At 73.2% G+C, this 20,122-nt stretch carries 12 protein-coding genes; 6 read left to right on the top strand and 6 right to left on the bottom strand.

Features of this window, described 5'->3' with window-relative positions:
* Nucleotides 1-22: 22 nt before the first annotated feature.
* Nucleotides 23-1,741, bottom strand: a complete 1,719-nt coding sequence (locus tag B7C62_18645; GenBank protein ARF74039.1) for a PAS sensor protein — start codon at nucleotides 1,739-1,741, stop codon at nucleotides 23-25.
* A gap of 369 nt (nucleotides 1,742-2,110) precedes the next feature.
* Entirely contained in the window at nucleotides 2,111-3,544 is a 1,434-nt protein-coding gene (locus B7C62_18640; GenBank protein ID ARF74038.1) for an FAD-dependent oxidoreductase, read from the bottom strand.
* Nucleotides 3,545-4,004: 460 nt separating this feature from the next.
* Here B7C62_18640 and B7C62_18635 point away from each other — a divergent pair, with 460 nt between their 5' ends.
* Together B7C62_18635 and B7C62_18630 are read left to right on the top strand one after the other, a co-directional pair.
* Nucleotides 4,005-4,880 (top strand): TetR family transcriptional regulator, encoded by an 876-nt coding sequence (locus B7C62_18635; protein ID ARF74037.1) that lies wholly within the window; start codon nucleotides 4,005-4,007, stop codon nucleotides 4,878-4,880.
* 514 nt (nucleotides 4,881-5,394) lie between these two features.
* Nucleotides 5,395-7,470, top strand: coding sequence for an RNA polymerase subunit sigma-24 (locus B7C62_18630; GenBank protein ID ARF74036.1), 2,076 nt, complete (start codon nucleotides 5,395-5,397; stop codon nucleotides 7,468-7,470).
* 126 nt (nucleotides 7,471-7,596) lie between these two features.
* On the opposite strand, the gene B7C62_18625 is transcribed toward B7C62_18630, so the two are convergent.
* Nucleotides 7,597-9,696: an asparagine synthase gene (locus tag B7C62_18625; protein ARF74035.1), complete on the bottom strand. Its 2,100-nt coding sequence runs from the start codon at nucleotides 9,694-9,696 to the stop codon at nucleotides 7,597-7,599.
* A gap of 912 nt (nucleotides 9,697-10,608) precedes the next feature.
* Here B7C62_18625 and B7C62_18620 point away from each other — a divergent pair.
* The 4 genes from B7C62_18620 to B7C62_18605 all read left to right on the top strand — a co-directional run bounded on the left by B7C62_18620 (nucleotide 10,609) and on the right by B7C62_18605 (nucleotide 16,410).
* Nucleotides 10,609-12,210 (top strand): sporulation protein, encoded by a 1,602-nt coding sequence (locus B7C62_18620; protein ID ARF74034.1) that lies wholly within the window; start codon nucleotides 10,609-10,611, stop codon nucleotides 12,208-12,210.
* Nucleotides 12,211-12,414: 204 nt separating this feature from the next.
* The gene (locus B7C62_18615) at nucleotides 12,415-13,671 is read left to right on the top strand and encodes a hydroxyglutarate oxidase (GenBank protein ARF74033.1); all 1,257 of its coding nucleotides are present in this window, start codon (nucleotides 12,415-12,417) and stop codon (nucleotides 13,669-13,671) included.
* Nucleotides 13,664-14,659, top strand: coding sequence for a tRNA (guanosine(46)-N7)-methyltransferase TrmB (locus B7C62_18610; GenBank protein ARF74032.1), 996 nt, complete (start codon nucleotides 13,664-13,666; stop codon nucleotides 14,657-14,659). The genes B7C62_18615 and B7C62_18610 overlap by 8 nt, the downstream gene beginning before the upstream one ends.
* Before the next feature lie 173 nt (nucleotides 14,660-14,832).
* Nucleotides 14,833-16,410, top strand: coding sequence for a PrsW family intramembrane metalloprotease (locus B7C62_18605; protein ARF74031.1), 1,578 nt, complete (start codon nucleotides 14,833-14,835; stop codon nucleotides 16,408-16,410).
* 4 nt (nucleotides 16,411-16,414) lie between these two features.
* Here B7C62_18605 and B7C62_18600 read toward each other — a convergent pair whose 3' ends face one another.
* The 3 genes from B7C62_18600 to B7C62_18590 are packed head-to-tail and all read right to left on the bottom strand — an operon-like array spanning nucleotide 16,415 to nucleotide 20,089.
* A complete protein-coding gene (locus tag B7C62_18600) occupies nucleotides 16,415-17,401 on the bottom strand; it encodes a hypothetical protein (protein ID ARF74030.1) in 987 nt (328 codons plus the stop codon).
* The gene (locus B7C62_18595) at nucleotides 17,398-19,563 is read right to left on the bottom strand and encodes a hypothetical protein (GenBank protein ARF74029.1); all 2,166 of its coding nucleotides are present in this window, start codon (nucleotides 19,561-19,563) and stop codon (nucleotides 17,398-17,400) included. Before B7C62_18595 ends, B7C62_18600 begins: the two co-directional genes overlap by 4 nt.
* A gap of 43 nt (nucleotides 19,564-19,606) precedes the next feature.
* Nucleotides 19,607-20,089: a hypothetical protein gene (locus B7C62_18590; GenBank protein ID ARF74028.1), complete on the bottom strand. Its 483-nt coding sequence runs from the start codon at nucleotides 20,087-20,089 to the stop codon at nucleotides 19,607-19,609.
* Between the last annotated feature and the right edge of the window lie 33 nt (nucleotides 20,090-20,122).

The following is a 20,122-nucleotide window of genomic DNA, read 5'->3' as shown; positions in this document are numbered from 1 at the left end:
TGCCGCCCCGGCGCGCTCGGCGTCAGCGCGGCAGGGCGAACTCGCACCAGACCGCCTTGCCGCCGCCCGGAGTGCGGCGGCTGCCCCAGGACGTGGCGATCGACGCGATGATCTCGATGCCGCGTCCCGCCTCGTCGGCCGGCTCGGCCTGGCGGCGGCGGGGCAGGTGGTCGTCGCCGTCGGTCACCTCGATGATCAGGCGGCGGTCCGTGCGGCGCAGTCCCAGGCGCATCGGCGGAGTGCCGTGCTGGAGTGAGTTGGCGACCAACTCGCTGGCGGCGAGCACGCCGAGGTCGCGGAGCTCGACCGGGAAGCGCCACGACGTCAGGACCCCGGTGGCGAAGGCGCGGGCGCGCGGTGTGGCCTCGATTCCGCCGAGCAGGTCGAGCGCGGCGTTGTGGAACAGCTCCGCGCTCGCCCCCGTACGCGCGGGGTGCTGGACCACCAGGACCGCCACGTCGTCGTCGTGCTCGGCGGTCACCCCGAGGGAGCGGATCAGCCGGTCGCAGACCACCTGGGGTGAGCCCTTGGCGCCGGAGAGGGCGCGGGCGAGGGAGGCGACGCCCTCGTCGATGTCCTCGCTGCGGCGCTCGACCAGGCCGTCGGTGTAGAGGACGGCGGTGGAGCCGGGCGGCAGCGCGATCGTGCCCGAGGTGTGGACCCAGCCGCCGGTGCCGAGCGGGGGTCCCGTGGGCTCGGCGGCGCGCTGGACCGTGCCGTCCTCGTCGCGGACGAGGATCGGGAGGTGGCCCGCCGAGGCGTAGACGAGCAGCCCCTCGTTCGGGTCGTGGACCGCGTAGACACAGGTGGCGATCTGGGTGGCGTCGATCTCGGAGGCGAGGCCGTCCAGCAGCTGGATCACCTCGTGCGGCGGGAGGTCGAGCCGGGCGTAGGCGCGGACCGCCGTACGGAGCTGGCCCATCACGGCGGCGGCCCGGACGCCCCGGCCCATCACGTCACCGATCACCAGGGCGGTGCGGCCCGCGCCGAGGGTGATGACGTCGTACCAGTCGCCGCCGACGGCCGCGTCGGTGCCGCCGGGCTGGTAGGTGGCGGCGATCCGGAGGTCGTCGGGCTGCTCCAGCTCCTGCGGGAGCAGGGAGCGCTGGAGGGTGACGGCCGTCTCGCGGTGGCGGCGCTCGCTGGTGCGCAGGCGCTCGGCGGCCTCGGCGTGGTCGGTGACGTCGGCCGCGTAGACGAGGACGCCGCCCTCTCCCTTCTCCTTGCTCTCTCCCTTTGCGTCTTCTTCCTTTGCGTTCGTCTCCCAGGCCGCGACCGGGGTGCACGTCACGGTGTACGAGCTGCCCCCGGCGGTCCTGCGGGACTTGACCGTACGGGCGGTGCCGCTGCGCAGGACCTGGTCCAGCAGGGGCAGCACGCTCAGCTCGGCGAGCTCGGGCAGGGCCTCGGCGGCGGGGGCGCCGCAGGGGCGGGGGCCGAACGCGGCCTCGTACGCGTCGTTGACGTACGCGACCCGGTGGTCCGGGCCGTGCAGCAGCGCCACGGCGACGGGGAGCCGGCCGAGGATCTCGCGGGCCGAGAGGTCGTCCAGGGCGGGGCCGGGGACGGCCTGCGCGGGGGCGGTCCCGGGCGGGGCCGGGGGTGTGCCGTCCGGCAGGGTGGCCGCGGTCTGCGCCTGGGCGTACTCGGCCCGGGCGGCGGGCACGGGACTGCGGTCGTCCCGCGCGGCGGCTCGGCGCTGCGTTCCGGGAAGGCGGGCGCTCCAACGCGTGAAGTTCACGGAATTTCTGGCCTCGTGTGTCGGTCTGGTCCGCTCGGGCGGGCTGCTTCTTCTGCCGGCTCCTCAGCCGGTTCCGCTGCGGGGTCGAAGGCACCGGGGGCCGTACCCCCGGGAAGGCGCAGCCGGGCCTCGTCGTGCTGTTGGTGCGTCGCTGCTGGTCACTGGGTGCGTCACTGTCGGTCACTGCCGGCCGGGTCACTCTGTGCAGGTGTGGGCCCACCTATGGTCACACGTCCAGTGTGACCGACCGTACTGACAGTCGCCGTCCGGGCGCCGTCCGGCCGCTGTCCTGACGGCGTACGTACGGTGGTTCCGGATGCCGTCCGGTCGTCGTTCGGTCGTCGTCCGGCCTCCGCGGCCGAGGGCCCGTCAGCGGGAAGCCTGAGGTGGCAGGCCCTCCGGTGGGGCTTCCGGCGGGTCGTCGGGCCTCTCGTCGGGGTCGGGGCGGGGCAGGGTGCCGGGGCGTGGTGCGGGGGACGCGCCGCCACCGGCCGCGAGTTCGAACTCGGCGCGCGGGTGTTCGAGCGAGCCGAGGGAGACGATCTCCCGTTTGAAGAGTCCGGCCAGGGTCCATTCGGCAAGGACGCGCGCCTTCCGGTTGAACGTCGGCACCCGGCTGAGGTGGTACGTACGGTGCATCAGCCAGGCGGGGTACCCCTTGAGCCTGCGGCCGTAGACGTGGGCGACGCCCTTGTGCAGGCCCAGGGAGGCGACCGATCCGGCGTACTTGTGCCGGTACTCCTTCAGCGGGCGGCCCTCGAGGGTCGCGAGGACGTTGTCGGCGAGGGTCCTGGCCTGGCGGACGGCGTGCTGGGCGTTGGGGGCGGTCTCCGTGCCCGGTTCGGCGGCGGTCAGGTCGGGGACGGCGGCGGCGTCGCCCGCGGCCCAGGCGTGCGGCACGCCCTCGACACCGAGGGTGGCGGTACAGCGGAGCCGGCCGCGTCCGGTGAGGGGCAGGTCGGTGGCGGCCAGGAGCGGCGCCGGTCTGACGCCCGCCGTCCAGACGAGCGTGCGGGTGGGGAAGCGGGAGCCGTCGCTCAGGACGGCGACGCGGTCCTCGCAGGTGGTGAGGCGGGTTTCCAGGCGTACGTCGACACCGCGGCCGCGCAGCTCGCCGACGGCGTACCGGCCCATGGCCTCGCCGACCTCGGGGAGGATGCGGCCGGATGCCTCGACCAGGACCCATCTCAGGTCCGTGGCCTTGATGTTGTGGTAGTACCGCGCGGTGTAGCGGGCCATGTCCTCCAGCTCGGCGAGCGCCTCCACACCCGCGTAGCCGCCGCCGACGAAGACGAAGGTGAGGGCGGCGTCGCGGATCGCGGGGTCCCGGGTGGCGGACGCGATGTCCATCTGTTCGATGACGTGGTTGCGGAGCCCGATGGCTTCCTCGACCGTCTTGAACCCGATGCCGAAGTCGGCGAGGCCGGGCACGGGGAGGGTGCGCGACACGGAGCCGGGGGCGATGACGATCTCGTCGTACCCGATCTCCAGGGCGCCGGTGCCGTCCTCCGCCGTGGCCAGGGTGGTGACGGTCACCGTGCGTTTGGCGTGATCGACGCGGTCGGCCTCACCGATGACGATCGTGCAGTGGTTCAGGACGCGGCGCAGCGGTACGACCACGTGGCGCGGCGAGATCGATCCGGCGGCGGCCTCGGGGAGGAACGGCTGGTACGTCATGTACGGCTCGGGCGTGACGACCACGATCTCGGCGTCCCCGCTCCTGAGTCTCTGCTTCAGCTTCCGCTGGAGACGCAGTGCCGTGTACATGCCCACGTAGCCGCCGCCGACGACGAGAATGCGCACACCTGGCCGGGTGCCGGGGGTCGTCCCCGGGGAATCTGGAGCCATCACCACCCCATGACGCAACGGAGTCAGTGGTTTGTCCACAGGCCCGGCAAATTGTGTGACCGGAGGGACCGGCGGGGCGGTCCCGGCCGGTCGGGCGGGCGGAACAACAGTCGTGCAGGTCAGGCGGGGTACGGGGAACACCTGGGCGGGTTCCGGGAGGGGGTATGCCCGTTTCTGCTCCGATCGGGGGGCTCACGATGCGGAACAACCCCCTTCTGAATTGACGCGGGCTCAACTATGTTCGTAACCCGTCGGGTACCGGGTGCGGATTTCGTTGTGCTCGCTCCCCGACCGACAAGGCGGGGAAGTCTCCGGGGGGAGACGTCATAACCGGGGGAAAGTTATGCATATTCAGGATTCGCATGGTCAGTCCGCGCTCGCGCACACGCCCAAGGACCACGGACGTCTGGGTTCCGTGGGGGCGCTCGGCGTCATGAGCTCGGCCGACGCCGTCCGTTCCGCCGCCGCCGTGAGCGCGGCGGCGATCGGGGCGGCAGCGGCGGGAACGGCTCCGGCCGGTCCCGCCGCGAACGGGCCGACGGCCACGGGTACGGGTACCTCGTCCACGGTCGCTCCGCGCTCGGCTCCGCTGCGCGTGGACGCGCAGCGCAACCTGGAGCACGTGCTGCGGGCCGCGCGCGAGGTCTTCGGTGAGCTGGGGTACGGCGCTCCGATGGAGGACGTGGCACGCCGCGCCCGGGTCGGGGTAGGCACCGTCTACCGGCGGTTCCCCAGCAAGGACGTGCTGGTGCGGCGGATAGCCGAGGAGGAGACCTCCCGGCTGACCGAGCAGGCGCGTACGGCTCTGGGGCAGGAGGAGGAGCCGTGGTCGGCGCTCTCCCGCTTCCTGCGGACCTCGGTGGCATCGGGGGCGGGCAGGCTGCTGCCGCCGCAGGTGCTGCGGGTCGGGGCGGACGCGGAGGAGCCGGATGCGGTGGCCGCGCCGGGGGCGGAGACGGGTGACCCGGGGGACGAGGCCCGTGTTCCGCAGCAGCGGCAGGGGGTGGCCCAGGCCGACCTCCGCGCCTCCGGCCGGCCGTCCGGCGGCGGCGAGGGGCTCGACGGGCTCAGCGAGGACTCCGGCGCGGCCGAGCTGCTGGAGGTCGTGGGGCGGCTGGTCGACCGGGCCCGGGAGTCGGGCGAGCTGCGCGGGGATGTGACGGTGGCCGATGTGCTGCTGGTCATCGCCACGGCCGCGCCTTCACTGCCGGACGCCGCCCAGCAGGCGGCGGCTTCGGCCCGGCTGCTGGACATCCTGCTGGAGGGGCTGCGGTCCCGGCCCGCCGGGTGAGGACCCGGGGGGCCATGGCTGCGCGGCCGGTATGACGGCGTGGCGGCATGGCGGCACGGTGGTTCGACGGCAGGACGGCGTGACGGCAGGACGTCTTGCTCGGCACGGTGGTTCGACGGCGTGACGGCAGGACGTCTTGCTCGGCACGGTGGTTCGACGGCGTGGCGGTGTGACGACGTACTCGGCACGCCGTCGGCCACTCGTTCGGCCACGCCGTCGCCGTCCGCCTCGTTAGTCGGTCACGCCGTCGCCGTCGGTCACGCCGTCGCCGTCGGCCCCGCCGTAGGTCACTCCGTCGGGCGGGGCGTCCGGTGGTCCGGGTCGGCGAACGGGTGAGCGGGGCACCGGTGACGAAACAGCAGGTATTCATTCCCCGAAAGAGTGGGCTCTAGTACTCGCATTCGAGAAAACGCCCCGGATGAGTGGTTGCCAGGACTGAGGGTCCAACGCGATTGAGCCATGTGGCACTCTTGGCCGGTATTCGGGTCCGAGGGTGTATACGGGGGCTTCCGCGATGAGCGGTAACGAGCAGCAGCAGGAAGAGCCGCTCGACGAGATCGCTGCGGCGGGCGGGGGCACGAAGGCCGACGGGCTCCCCTCCGCGCAGGTGCCGGCCCAGACCGGGCGCGGCGGATCGTCGGGCGGCGGGTCGCCGGAGGGTGACGCCGAGGGCGGTACGGTGCTGCCCGGCCCGTGGCCCGCCCTCGCGGAGGACGACGGGGCCGCCGCGTACGCGGTGCCGCCCCAGCGCGAGGGGCGCGGCGGGGCGCCCGATCCCGGCCTGTCCGACGCCCAGTTGATCGAGGGCATGCGCGACGGGGACAACCTCGCCTACGAGGAGCTGTTCCGGCGCCACTCGGGCGCGGTCCGCCGGTACGCCCGTACGTGCTGCCGGGACGGGCACACCGCCGACGACCTGACCGCCGAGGTGTTCGCGCGCACGCTCCAGGCCGTACGGGGCGGGAAGGGGCCGCAGGAGGCCGTCCGGGCCTATCTGATGACCGCCGTCCGCCATGTCGCCGCCGCCTGGACGAAGAGCGCCAAGCGGGAGCAGCTGGTCGACGACTTCGCGGTGTTCGCCGCGCAGGCGTCCCGTACGTCGGAGCTCTCGGACGACGACACCCTCGACCTCGGCGCCGATGTGCTGGCGATGCACGAGGCCGAGCAGTCGATGGCGATGGAGGCGTTCCGGAGCCTGCCCGAGCGCTGGCAGGCGGTGCTCTGGCACACCACCGTGGAGGAGGAGTCGCCCAGCGAGATCGCCCCGCTGTTCGGACTGACCGCCAACGCCACCGCCGTACTGGCCAGCCGGGCCCGTGAAGGGCTCAAGCAGGCGTATCTCCAGGCCCATGTGAGCCAGGCGCTCACGACCGGCGGGGACTGCGCGCAGTACGCCGACCGGCTCGGCGCCTACGCCCGGGGCGGGCTGCGCATGCGGGCCGAGCGTGGGCTGCGCAAGCACCTCGACGAGTGCGCGAAGTGCCGGGTGGCCGCGGGTGAGCTGGAGCATGTGAACGCCGGGATTCCGGCGCTGCTGCCGATCGCGGTCATCGGCTGGTTCGCCGCCGGGTACTCGCTCAAGGCGGCGGGCGTCGTGGCGGGCGGTGCCGCCGGGGCGGCCGGGGCCGGAGCCGCGGCCGCGGCCACCGGGCCGGGCTCCGCCGGGGCCGCTGCCGGAGGCGCCGCCGGGGGGTCCTCCACGGGCTCGGCAGGGGGTGCCGCGGCCTCCGAAGGGCTCGGGGCGCCCGCAAAGGCGGGGATCGCGGCGGCCGTCGCCGTGGCCGCTGCCGCCGGTCTGGTGTGGGCGCTCGTCGGGGACGACCAGCCGAAGCCGGAGCCCCAGCCTGTGGCGAAGCCCCCGGCGGTGGCCCCCGCCGTTCCGTCGGCGGAGCCGCCCGCCCCCGAGCCGCCCTCGCCGGAACCGGAACCTCCGGCCGCGCCCGCCCCCGTACCGCCCGCATCGCCGGAGCCGGAGCCGCCCGCGGCCGATCCGGAGCCCGTACCGACGCGGCCCGAACCGGAACCGACTCCGCCGGGTGCCGAGCCGACCCCCTCCCCCGAGCCTCCGGAGCCCGCGCCGCCCGCGCCGAGCCCGGAGCCCCCGCCTCCGGAGCCCACGCCGAGCCCGGAGCCGCCACCGCCGCCGCCCGCTCCGACCGTCTACCAGGTCAGCGAGCTCTCGTACTCCCTGCTCGGGGACCACACCGAGCCGGAGGTGGTGATGGGGCAGAGCAGCTGGATCTGGCAGCGCTCGAACGTGGCGATCGACGGCAGGCGGTACGCGCACGGGGTGACCGTGCACGGCCGGTCCTCGGTCACCATCCAGCTGAACCGCCCCTGCACCCGCTACGAGGCGATGGTCGGCGTGGACGACCTGTCGCTGGGGCTCGGCGCGGTCCGCTTCTCCGTCTACAACGGGGACGGGGCGCGGCTGTGGCGCTCCCCCGTGATGGAGGGCGGGGAGCCCGCCGTTCCGGTCAGCGTGGGGATCGGCGGCCAGTCGTCGATCCGGCTCGTGGTGGAGCCCGAGGGACCGCTCGGCGCGGTGGCCCTGGCCGACTGGGCGGAGTCCCGGATCAGCTGCACCTGAGCGGGTCGGCCGTATCCGAGCGGATCGGCTGTACCGGGCGGATCAGTTGCGCCTGAGCAGATCGGCCGTACCGGGCGGGTCTGCTGCACCTGAGCGACTGCGGAAGGTGGTCTTCCGGGAGGGCGCTCACGGCTGGAGCGTGCGCCGGGAAGGGACCACGCCGCCCGCCACCGCGCGCTGGCGCGGTGCCGCCGTGCCCGTCCAGCAGGTGCCCCGGCGGGTCACCAGGCGGCGCAGCCACAGCTCGGTGGAGGCCAGTTCCGCCAGGCCGTCCAGCGGGAGCGGCTCCCCCTCGGACGCAGCGCGCAGCGCCTTGCGGACGACGCGGGCCTCGACCAGGCCCGCGTCGGCGAGGAGCGGGGCGTCGAACAGGGTCATCAGCTCCGGCAGCGCGGTGCGCAGGCCGGTGCGGGTGACGGCGGTGGAGGTGGCCTGGGACGGGGTGCCCCAGCCGGGCGGCAGGTCGTGGATGCCCGCCCCGGCCAGCACCCGGCGCAGGATCGCGGCGCGGGCGCCCGGCTGGACGCGGAGCGATTCGGGGAGCGCGCGGGCGGCCCGGACGACCTGGTTGTCCAGGAACGGGGCGTGCAGGCGCTGGCTGCGGATCTCGGCCGCCTGCTCCAGGATGCGGTGGTCGGCGGCGGCGCGGGCGAGGGTGGCGCGGGCGCGGGCCTCGCCGGGGCGCTGGACGGAGGTGGGCCGGATCGCCGCCTCCTGGAGGCGAACCGATACTTCGGCCAGCGCCTCGCCGGTCAGCCAGCGGGCCGCCGGGCCCGGGCGCGACCAGGCGAGGGCGGCGAGCGAGGCGTCGGCGGGGGTGGCGAGGTCGGGGGCGTACCGGTTGGCGTCGGGGAGGAGTCCGGCGGCGGTCTCCAGGCCGGTGCGGTACGACGTACGGGCCAGGCGGCGCGCGGCCCGGTAGACCGTCAGCGGGACGAACAGCGAGTGCGCGGTGGGGCCTTCGGCCTTGGTGAGGGCGGCGACCGGGCGCAGGAGGTGGCGTCTGCGCCGGTCCATCAGGAGGTCGGCGAGGCGGGCCGGGTGGGCGTCCAGGACCTGCCGGGCGCCGTGCCCCACCAGGTGGTCGGCGCTCCCCGCCGCGAGCCGGCGGCGGTGGCGTTCGGCGACGACGAGGGAGGGGCCCGGTTCGTCGGTGAGCGGTCCCGTCCCCAACGAGGCGTACGGGAGGGCCTCTTCGCCCGCCGCGACGACCACGTGGTGCAGGCGCGGGTTGGCGGCGATGGCGCGGGCGCGCTCCAGCTCGTCCTCGTGGCGGCGGGTGGTGAGGTCGTTGAAGGTGACCGCGAGCAGCCGCTCCCCCGCCCCGGTGCCGTGGCCGAGGAGGGTGCCGGGGAGGCCGGGGAGCCCGGCGGCGAGCAGGGCGAGGGTGGCGGAGGCGCTGCCTCCGGAGAGGTCGGCGCCGATGCCCGCCACGGGGGCGCCCCGGGCCGCGCGCCGGTCGGCGGGGCCCATGCCGGGGACGGGCCCCGGGTCCTGCGGCAGGGTCTCGGGGGCGTGGCGGGGGGCCGTGAGCCGGGCGCGTACGGCTTCGACGAGCGCGTCCCGTACGCCCTCCACCGCGTGCACCGGGTCGATCTGGGGCGCGGCGACGGCGAGGGAGGCGACGGCCTCGTACCCGGTGATCTCCCGCGAGCCCTCCCGCAGGATCAGCGCGTGGCCCGGCGGGACCCGCTTCACCCCGGCGTACGGGGTGCCGTCGCCGAGCGCCTCCGGTGTCTCCGGGCAGGCGAGCAGGGCGGCGAGGTGGCCGATGTCGAGCTGGGCCTCGATGAGGTCGGCCAGCGGGAGGGCGGCGGTGGCGTAGGCGGTGCCGCCCGCCCAGGGGGTGTGGAAGACGGGCCGGGCTCCGGCGAGGTCGCCCGCGACGGTGATACGGCGGCCGATCTGGACGACGGCGGTGTAACTGCCCGGCCAGGCGGTGAGGTGGCGCATCGCCCCGCCGCGCGCGGCGAGCAGTCCGACGCGCAGCTGTTCGTCGGTGGCCCCGCAGCAGCCGAGGACGGCGAGGCGGGCGGTGGGGGCGCCTTCGGGGGTGGCGACGCCGATGATCCGGATCTCGTCGGGGCGCCAGTCGCCGACCGCCCAGAGCGGATCGGGGTCGCCCCACAGGAGTTGGGAGCCCACGGGGTGGACCGTGCGCCCCTCACCGCTGTTGCCGACCGCCCCGACGGTGCCGAAGCTCGCGGCGATACTGCTCCATCCCACCAACCAACGCATCGCCGCCTCCACAGGCTGTGGACAAGCGGCGCGCTGTGCTGGGTCGCATCGCCGCTGCGGGACATGCTGCCACGACAGGGCCGTACGAGAGGGGGTACGGGCGGCGCACGCCGGAAGAGCATGCGCCCCTGGCAAAGGCCCGGAACCGCGCTCCGCCCGGGTCTTCACCTCGGCTCCGGCAACGGAGGCCCCGATTCCGGGTGTTGGGGCCGACGGCACGGGCGCGGGCCCCATTCCGAACAGCGCTCGGCCCCTTCCGCCCGGGAAGCGGAAGGGGCGCCACCGCCCGGAGGGGGCGGGCACCACCGCCGGGAAGAGCGGTCGAAATCCGGCCATAGCCGGACCGTTGGCCAAGCCCTCACCGGACAGTCGTTATTCAGCCATTCTCATGAGGCTCCGCCGCCCGCGCACACCCGTCCGCGCCCCCCGCGGCGGGCCTCCACGCACAGTCCGGGAGGTGGGCCTCACCTCCCGGACCGGTCCGCCGCCCGCGGGGAATGGAGCGGCGGTATCCCCCAGCCCACTGAGTCCAGTGCAGCGGGCCGACCCACGCGGTACCCAGCCAAGCCCCTCCCCCACGGGCCGGGCCAGAGCGCACGGCCGGGCGCACGGCCACACACCAGGAGCACGCCGACGCCCGGCCCGCGCACCCCCGGAGCGCGGGGCGAGCCGCCCGGACGGACAACAATCCCGCCATACGGACGTCTGCCCCTTAACGGTAGGGATGGGGAGAACTACGCTGTGTTTACCGGTGTTCTCAGCAGGGGGCATATTCCTCGGGGCTCGGCCACGTGCGTGTGCAGGGGGAGTACGAGGGTTCGAACCTGGGGAGGCATCGGTACGAATGCCGCGCGCCGTCCTCGGTGACGCGGCGGCTGTCTGTGTGTCGAGGGGTGGCGCATGTCCAGGGAGCAACGCGGGCCGAACGAGAAGCTCGGCACGGTTCTCGCCCTCGCGGGAATCAGTAACGCCGGGCTCGCCCGGCGGGTCAACGACCTCGGAGCACAGCGCGGTCTGACACTTCGCTACGACAAGACCTCGGTGGCCCGGTGGGTCGCCAAGGGGATGGTGCCGCAGGGTGCGGCGCCCCATCTGATCGCGGCGGCGATCGGGGCCAAGCTCGGCCGGCCGGTCCCGCTGCACGAGATCGGTCTCGCCGACGCGGACCCCGCGCCGGAGGTCGGCCTCGCCTTCCCCCGGGACGTGGGCGAGGCGGTCAGGTCGGCGACCGAGCTGTACCGGCTGGATCTGGCCGGGCGGCGGGGCGGCGGCGGAATCTGGCAGTCGCTGGCCGGTTCGTTCTCGGTGAGCGCGTACGCGACCCCCGCGTCACGCTGGCTGATAACCCCCGCCGATCCGTCGGTCGCCCGCGACACGACGGCGGCACAGGCGGCGATCCTGGGCACCCGGGGCGGCGGCCAGGACGGTCCGCCCGCCCCGCGCGGACCCGGCGGAGCGCGCGGACCGCAGGGCGCACCGGAGCAGCGCGGCGCACACATCCCGCACACACCGCACAGCGCGCCGGGCGGCTCCGGCTCCGTGCCCGTGCAGCCCGGTCCGGAGTCCGTCGCGGACGCCTCGCCGCTGCGCGTGGGCCACAGCGATGTGATGAAGCTGCGCGAGGCGGCACAGGACGCCCGGCGCTGGGACTCCAAGTACGGTGGCGGCGACTGGCGTTCCTCCATGGTCCCGGAGTGTTTACGGGTCGACGCGGCACCCCTGCTGCTGGGCTCGTACACCGACGAGGTGGGCCGGGCGCTGTTCGGCGCGGCGGCCGAGCTGACCCGGCTCGCGGGGTGGATGGCCTTCGACACCGGCCAGCAGGAGGCCGCCCAGCGCTACTACATCCAGGCCCTGCGCCTGGCCCGCGCCGCCGCCGACGTACCGCTGGGCGGTTACGTCCTCGCCTCGATGTCCCTCCAGGCGACCTACCGGGGCTTCGCCGACGAGGGCGTCGACCTCGCCCAGGCCGCCGTCGAGCGCAACCGGGGCCTGGCGACCGCCCGCACCATGAGCTTCTTCCGGCTGGTGGAGGCGCGCGCCCATGCGAAGGCGGGCGACGCGCCGGCGGCGGGGGCCGCGCTCAAGGGTGCCGAGGGCTGGCTGGAGCGGTCCCGCACGGGCGACGCGGACCCACCCTGGCTCGGCTTCTACAGCTACGACCGGTTCGCCGCCGACGCCGCCGAGTGCTACCGCGACCTCAAGGCCCCGCGCCAGGTGCGGCGCTTCACCGAGCAGGCGCTCTCCCGGCCGACCGAGGAGTTCGTCCGCAGCCATGGACTGCGGCTCGTCGTCTCCGCCGTCGCCGAGCTGGAGTCGGGCAACCTGGACGCGGCCTGCGCGGCGGGCGCCCGGGCGGTGGAGGTCGCCGGACGGATCTCCTCGGCGCGGACCACGGAGTACGTGCGCGACCTGCTGCACCGGCTGGAGCCGTACGGGGACGAGCCCCGGGTGGCCGAGCTGCGCGAGCGGGCCCGGCCACTGCTGGTGACGCAGGTCTGAGGCGGGGGGGCGGAGGGGGCGGGCGGCCTCCCTCGTCTGCGGCGGCTGCGGCCTCCCTGTCGTCCGCGGCGGCGGCGCAGGTCCGGGCCGCCCCGCGCCGGGCATGCCGGGTCTGCCGCGTGGAGTGTGCGCCACGCCCTGCCCGATCGGGGTTTGAGCCCGTTGTCAGTGGGTCAGTGCACTATCGGGGTGGGAGGTGGCGTGATGATGACGCACGCGGCGTACGACTGCGATGTGCTGGTGATCGGCGGCGGGATCGTCGGTCTGTCGACCGCGTACGCCCTCCAGAGGGCCGCTCCCGGCACCCGGGTGACGGTCCTGGAGAAGGAGCGCGGCCCCGCCCGCCACCAGACCGGCCGCAACAGCGGGGTGATCCACAGCGGGATCTACTACCGCCCCGGTTCGCTCAAGGCGCGGTACGCGCTGCGCGGCTCCGCCGAACTGGCCGACTTCTGCGCCGAGCACTCCATCGCCCACGCCACCACCGGCAAGCTGATCGTCGCCACCGACCGCTCCGAGCTGCCCCGGCTGCACAGCCTGGTCCAGCGCGGCCGGGAGCACGGACTGCCCGTGCGGGAGCTGGGCCCGGCGCAGATCGCGGAGTACGAGCCCGAGGTCCGGGGCCTCGCGGCGATCCGGGTCGGTACGACGGGCGTCTGCGACTTCACGGCCGTCGCCGCCCGTCTCGCGGCCGAGGTGACGGCGGCGGGCGGCGTCGTGCGGTACGGGGCGGAGGTCGTCGCGGTGGACCGGCGCCCCTGGGGTGTGGCGGTGCGGACGGCGGAGGGCCTGGTGGTCCGCGCCCGGACCCTGGTCAACTGCGCGGGGCTGCACTGCGACCGGGTGGCCCGGCTGGCGGGCGACGACCCGGGGGTGCGGATCGTGCCGTTCCGGGGCGAGTACTACGAGCTGGCCCGCCCCGAGCTGGTGCGCGGCCTGGTCTACCCGGTGCCGGACCCGGCCTTCCCCTTCCTCGGCGTCCACCTGACCCGGGGGTTCGACGGCTCCGTCCACGTCGGCCCGAACGCGGTCCCCGCCCTGGCCCGCGAGGGGTACGGCTGGCCGGTGGTGCGCCCCGGCGAACTGCTGTCCACGCTGAGCTGGCCGGGCACGTGGCAGATCGCCCGCAGGCACTGGCGGTACGGGGCGGGCGAGGTGCACCGCTCGCTCTCGAAGTCCGCCTTCACCCGGGCCGTGCGGCGGCTGCTGCCCGGGGTGCGCGAGGAGGACCTGCGCCCGTCGCCCTCGGGGGTCCGGGCCCAGGCGGTGCTGAAGGACGGGACGCTGGTCGACGACTTCCTGATCCGCGAGGCCCCGCACACCGTGCATGTGCTCAACGCGCCGTCGCCCGCCGCGACGGCCTCCCTGCCGATCGGGCGCGAGGTGGCGCGGCGGGCGCTGCGCCGGGCTCAGGAGACGGGGTGGAGGCCGCCCGCCGTAGAATCGGGGCATTGTGTCTGAGCAGCCCCTGAACCCCGCCCCTGTCCCGGCGCCCGAAGCCGGGGCGGCCGAGGAGCCCACCCCGCCCGCCGCCGACGCCACGACGGCCCACGCGTCGGCGACCGGATCGACGGCGGCCGACGCCCTCGCCACGGCCGGATCGACGACGGCCGAAGCTCCCATCGCCCCCACCGCCACCGCCACCGGCTCGACGGCCGCCGACCTCACGGCCGACGAAGCCGCCGCGCTGCGGGCCGCCTCCTTCGAGCGCGCACGCCGGCTGCGCCAGGAGCCCCGCTTCCCCGGCGGCCCGGCCGCCGACCCGGCCGGCTCGCACCACGAGCGCCGCATCCGCAGCTTCCAGCCGCGCCGCAGCCGGGTCACCACCGGCCAGCAGGAGTCCCTGGAGCGGCTGTGGCCGAAGTGGGGCCTGGACATCGACGGGAAGCGGGTCCTGGATCTGGGCGAGCTCTTCGACGGCCTCCCGGTCGTCCTGGAGATCGGCTTCGGCATGGGCGAGGCGACCGCGCAGATGGCCGCCGAGGACCCGGGCACCGGCATCCTCGCCGTCGACGTCCACACCCCCGGCCAGGGCAACCTGCTGGGCCTCGCGGACAGGGCGGGCTCGACCAACGTACGGGTGGCCAACGGTGACGCGGTGATCCTCCTCCGCGAGATGCTGGCCCCCGAGTCGCTCGACGGCCTGCGGGTCTACTTCCCCGACCCGTGGCCCAAGGCCCGCCACCACAAGCGGCGGCTGATCCAGCCCGAGTTCCTGGACCTGGTGGCCCCGGTGCTGAAGCCCGGCGCGATCGTGCACTGCGCGACGGACTGGGAGCCGTACGCGGAACAGATGCTGGAGGTACTGACCGCGCACCCCCGCTTCGAGAACACGGCGGCCGACGGCGGCTACGCGCCCCGCCCGGCGTTCCGGCCGCTCACCCGCTTCGAGGGCCAGGGCCTGGACAAGGGCCACGTCGTCCACGACCTGCTGTTCGCCCGCGTCTGACGCACGCCGGCCGAACGGCGAACGGTCCTGGCCGAAGCACGAACGGCCCTGGCCGAACGGCGAACCGTCCTGGCCGATCCTGGCCGAAGCGCGAACCGTCCTGGCCGAGCGGTGAACGGTCCTGGCCGGATGCACCGTCGCCGGTTGTCAGTGCTCCTCGTTAGGGTCAAGGGGTGTCCGACGGTTCCGTGCAGTACCAGCAGCGGCAGCCGGCGGTCCCGGTCCTCCACGAGCAGCGGCTCGACGAGGTGCTGGGCGCCGTGCCGGAGCGCGGCCGGTGGAAGTACCGGCCGCGCCGCGTCGGCATGGTGTGGCGCAGCAAGGTGTTCCGTGCCGGGGCCGTGATCGTGGCGCTCGCCCTGTGCGGGCTGGTGATCCTCGCCCTGGTCCGCGAGCAGACGGGCCCGGAGGGGTTCCTCGTCGGCCTCGGCCTGGCGGTGCTTCCGGTGCCGCTCCTGATGGCGGCCTTCCGCTGGCTCGACCGGGTCGAACCGGGCCCCTGGCGGAACCTGATCTTCTCCTTCGCCTGGGGGGCGTGCGCCGCCGCGCTCGTCTCGATCATCGCCAACTCGCTGGCGATGCGCTGGATAGCCACCGCCACCGCCGACCCGGCGAGCGCCGACGCCCTGGGCGCGACGGTGATCGCGCCGATCGTGGAGGAGAGCGCCAAGGCACTCTCCGTCCTGCTGATCTTCATCTTCCGGAGGCGGGAATTCCGGGGCGTGGTCGACGGCATCGTGGTCGCCGGCTTCACCGGTACGGGCTTCGCCTTCACCGAGAACATCCTCTATCTGGGGAACGCCTTCGGCGAGGACCAGCAGCTGGGCAGTTCGGGCCTGGCCTCGATGACCGTGGGGACGTTCTTCGTACGGATCGTGCTGTCACCGTTCGCGCATCCGCTGTTCACGGTCCTCACCGGCCTCGGCTTCGGCTTCGCGGTCATCAGCGCCCGTCACCACCGGGTCCGTCGGATCGGCCTGCCGCTGCTCGGCCTGCTGCTCGCGATGGGCCTGCACGCCCTGTGGAACGGTTCGGCGGTCTTCGGCGGGCTCGGCTTCTACGCGGTGTACGCGATGGTGATGGTGCCGGTGTTCGGGCTGGTGACCTGGCTGGCGGTCTGGTCGCGCCAGCGGGAGCTGCGTACGCTCGCCGCCGAACTGCCCGCGTACGCCACGGCCGGCTGGCTGACCCCGGCCGAGCCCCTGGCGCTCGCCTCGATGCGGGCCCGGGGCGTGGCCCGCGACCTGGCCCGCCACTGGCACGGGAGGCAGGGCAGGCCCCAGGGCCGGGCGGCGGCGCGGGCGGTCGCCGAGTACGAGTCGTTCGCGACCTCCCTGGCGGGCCTGCGCCGCCGGGCCCGGCACGACGCGGTGGGCCCGGACTTCGCCGAGCGGGAGCGCGAGCTGCTGCACCACCTCTGGCAGCGCCGCGACATTGCCGCCCCGGCCCTCACCCACGCGGCCCGCATCACGGGCGCAGGCCCGCGCCCCCACCCGTACGCCCGCACGCCGATGCCGTACGGCCAGGGGCAGGGTCAGGCGCAGGGGTACGGATACGGCCACGGCCAGGAGTACGGGAACGGGCAAGGCCAGGCCCCGGGCCAGAGCTACGGAAGCGGCCCTGGTTACAACCATGGATACGGCCATGGATACGGCCATGGATACGGATACAGCGGCCGGCCCCCGCAGCAGTCCCCCTACGGCCGGCCCAGCAGCGGTGCCCCCGGTCCGACCACCCACCCTCAGCAGTAGCCGCTCAGCACAGAGAACTCTCCCGTACCGCCTTCTCGAAAGCGGCGGACAACTCCTCACGGGGCCGGACGTGCTCAGCACCGGACATGGCGTCCGAGCGGTCGAACCTGTCGGACTGAAGAAGCGTCCGCCGACCGGAGCAGGTGAGGACCGTCCGGCCGGGCCCCTCGTCCGGGAAGAACCACGTCAACCGGGGGTCCTGGGTCACCGTGAAGTTGACCACGCCGTCCGGGTCGTCGGGGAAACGGATCGCGCAGCTCCAGAGGCGGGCGTCCCCTGGCGTCACGTACTCCTCGAACGCGGGGGCGGACGGCCGGAGCGGCGCGAACCCGGGAAGACCGCAGGCCGCACCGGGGTCGAGCGGCCGGGGCTCCACGAGCTCGGGCACCGTCTTCGGCACGGTGAACGAAGGCGCGGAGCAGTGCAGCTTCTCGGTCACCCCCGTGGCGGCCTTCATCAGGACGGCCGCCATCCGCTCCTGGAGCTTCCCGTCCTTCCACGTGTCCTCCTGGTCGTTGTTCGCCTCGATCCGGAGGTACGGCGGGCCGCCCACCTGCAACGACTTTTCACAGGCGGAGGGCAGAAGCACCCCCGCCATCTTCCGGTTGACCCAGCCCGGGACCCCGTCGACAGCACCCCTGAAGGGGGAGTAGCCGGCGATGTCGTCAGCCATCCGCCACACGCTGAACTGCCCGGTGACCGAGCCCAGGACCAACGTGAACTCCAGGTCGCGCATCGCGCCCTTGTCGCTCATGCCTGCCCCCACCTTGCAATGCACCAGGTAGGGGCTCTTGAGGTCATCGTCATCGGAGGCGTACCGCTCCAGAGGCCGCACGCTCATCTTCGCCGCATCACCTCCGGAGAGCGTTCCCCAGCAGAAGCTGGTCTGCCCGGCCGTTCCCTCGCCCGATGTGCACCCGGTGGCCAAGGCTGCGATCAACGCCCCGGTGACGCCGAGCGCGAGAGCCGACAGCCCACGTCCCCGAATCACCCGGTCACCTTGCCCATGTATCCCGCTCCGCCGGTCAGCCCGAGGTTGTAGCGGACGCGTCCCTCGTTCTGCAGGTTGCTCTCGAAGTGCCCGGGGTCCTTGTCCATCAGAGGCCACTGTTCCTTCGGAACCTTGTCCTTGACCGCCACCTCGATCATCTTCTCGATCTGATCGTGTCCGGCGGAGAAGTTGCCCGCGAGGTTCCTTCTGGTCTCCTTGTCCACCTCCGTGTTGAGGTTGTTCATGTACTCGGTCGTCCCGAGGTCGACCAGGCGCTGCAAGGTGTCCCCGGCCAGGGGAATACCGGTGACCGGTGCTCCGATCACGTGGTATTGGATCGACTTGTTCCAGTTGTTGATGCTCTTCTCGTCCTCGCCCGCTTGGTAGATGACATCCGCGCGGATCGCGTCCATGTGTCCCACGGCCTGGTTGGACTGCTGGACGAAGGCGGCGAGATCCCTGCTCGGCGAGCCTTCTCCCCCGTCATGGAGAAACGCCGAACCGTCGTACGTGTCGACCCTCTGCGCGGTGTACGTCACCAGCGCGTCCTGAACCCGGCCGAACGCGTTGCCGTCCTCGGCAACGGCCCGCAGTGTCGGAACCATGTCCTTCGGGTCGATGGTGAGTCCGCTGATGGAGGAGGGCAGGTTCTGCTTCTTGCCCAGCAGCTCGTGAACATCACCCGCGAAGTCCGCGAACATTCCGGCCATGGGGCGGCGCAGACCGGCCGGCATCTCGCCCGCCGGGTCACCCACGATGCCTCTCCCGTACGCCTCCACGGTGTTCTGGAAGATCGCCGACTGGGCCTCGCTGTGCTCTGCGGGAATCCGCAGAGTCTCCCCGGGCGGGTTCCCGGTCACCGCCGCCTCCAGCGCCTCCCCGAAGGAACGCCGGGCCGATCGGGCGATCGCGTCCTCGGGCATCTTGTTCTCGACCTCCCCACCGGGCCACTCCCTCTTGTCGAGGAAGTAGTCGAGGTTGTCGTTCTTCGACGGGTCGAAGAACGCCTCGGCGGCCTCGGGGTTCCGGGTGAACGCCTCCATCAGACCGCCCATGGGGTCTGCCCGCGTGCCCTTCCAGCTCTCCATGACTCCCGCGTACGGATCGTCGGTGTTCTCCTCCCAGTTGCGGATGGAGATACCGACAGAGCCGAGGAACCGTCCGTCGTACTTGGCTGTGCCCGCGGCCATCAGGTCCGTGAGCACGGAGAAGCCCGACAGCCCGCCCTTGATCCGGCCGGGGTGCCGGTCAGGAAGTCCGTTCCCGTTGCGGGCCAGATCGATGAGCTTGAATGTCCAGTCGGAGCTGACGCCCCCGGACGGGCCCAGGGGAGAGCCGGGAGCGGTCGCCGTGGCGACGCTCGTGGACAGGGCCGCCAGAAGCTTCGTGTTGACCCGGTCGGCCTGGCCGCCGCCCTCCAGGTTCTGCGCGATCCTGAGCAGCGCTTCCTGGTCGGCGCTCCCCCGGTAGTCGAGATGGGTGAGCAACTCCGCGCTGAACGCGGGGGAGTTCATTCCTCTCTCGACGAGGTGGAGAAGGTGGTCGCGCTCCTTGCCGTCGAGCGTGTCGATACGCCCGTAGAGCTGCGCGGCTTCCTTGCCGTCCTCGCGGTCCTGGATTTCCTGCCGGGCCCTCCTGGCGTCCTTCAGCGAGTCGTATCTCGTGCTGCCGAAGTCGTTCGGGTGCCCCTTGACAAGGCTCTTCAGGCCCCAGGAGCAGAGCTCGTCGGCGTCCGCCGCCCGCTGGAGAATGGCTTCGAGCCTCTTACGCAGATGGTCGAAGTCCGCCTGCGTGGCCATCGGATCGGTGTTGTCGGCACTTCGGCGGTCGGGGTGCACCCGGTGGCTGAGGACGCCGTTCGCGTGAATCACGATGCCTGCGGGAGGGCTCTCGTAAACGCGCCTGAGATCGGACTTGGCATCCCTGATCTTGTCGAGCGCGTCCTTGAGGAGATCACGGACGCTCCTCGCCTCGGTGACGGCATCATGAAACTCCTTGGCCGTCCTGCCGACGAACGGCTTGGTGATGGAGGCGTTCTCACCACGCCACTCCGCCTTCTCCGCATGCCCTTTCATGGCATCCGCGCCCGGCTTCAACTTCTCCAGTCTGCTGACCATCTGCGTCCAGCTGGTCACCGCGTCGTTCAGGGGGGTCAGCTTCACATTGAGCAGTTCTTCAAACGAAGGCATCCGGGCTTCCGCTTCCCTACGTGAAGTAGTCGTTGATCTTGGAAGCCTTGATGGCCTTCATGTCCGTCTCGATCAGCTCGTCCTGCGCCTTGTTGGACTCAAGGGTGTAGTCAAGGTGGTTCGAGATATGGGCGCATGCCTGCATCAGGGTCTTGACCTGCCGCTCCCAGACTTCATTGACCTCGGCGATGGCTCCGCCCATGGTGAAGCCATCACTCTTGAGGCTCGTGGCGGCCGCCTCGGTCTCCTTCCTGGCGTGCTTGCCCGCCGCCCGCATGTCGTTGAAGAGCAGAAACGCGTCGTGCCCGATCCGGCCGAGGTGATCGTCGAAGACGACGTAGTCCTCCGTGCCAGGGCCGGCGCCCATGTCCGTACGGGAATTGCCACCCCTCCGTGGATCTGCGGGGTCATAGTTGGGGACCCCGTTCAGCTGCATGCTCTCCCCGAGCCGGGCGGCGGCGGCCGCCTTGCTCTGTTGCCACTCGTCCTCGAACGCCACACCGTCCCCCTCATGATGTTCTTATCAGCTCAT

This window comes from Kitasatospora albolonga, assembly GCA_002082585.1.
Lineage (GTDB): Bacteria > Actinomycetota > Actinomycetes > Streptomycetales > Streptomycetaceae > Streptomyces > Streptomyces stephensoniae.
Note: the sequence above shows the minus strand (reverse complement) of the source record. Positions and strands in the feature narration are given on the sequence as shown.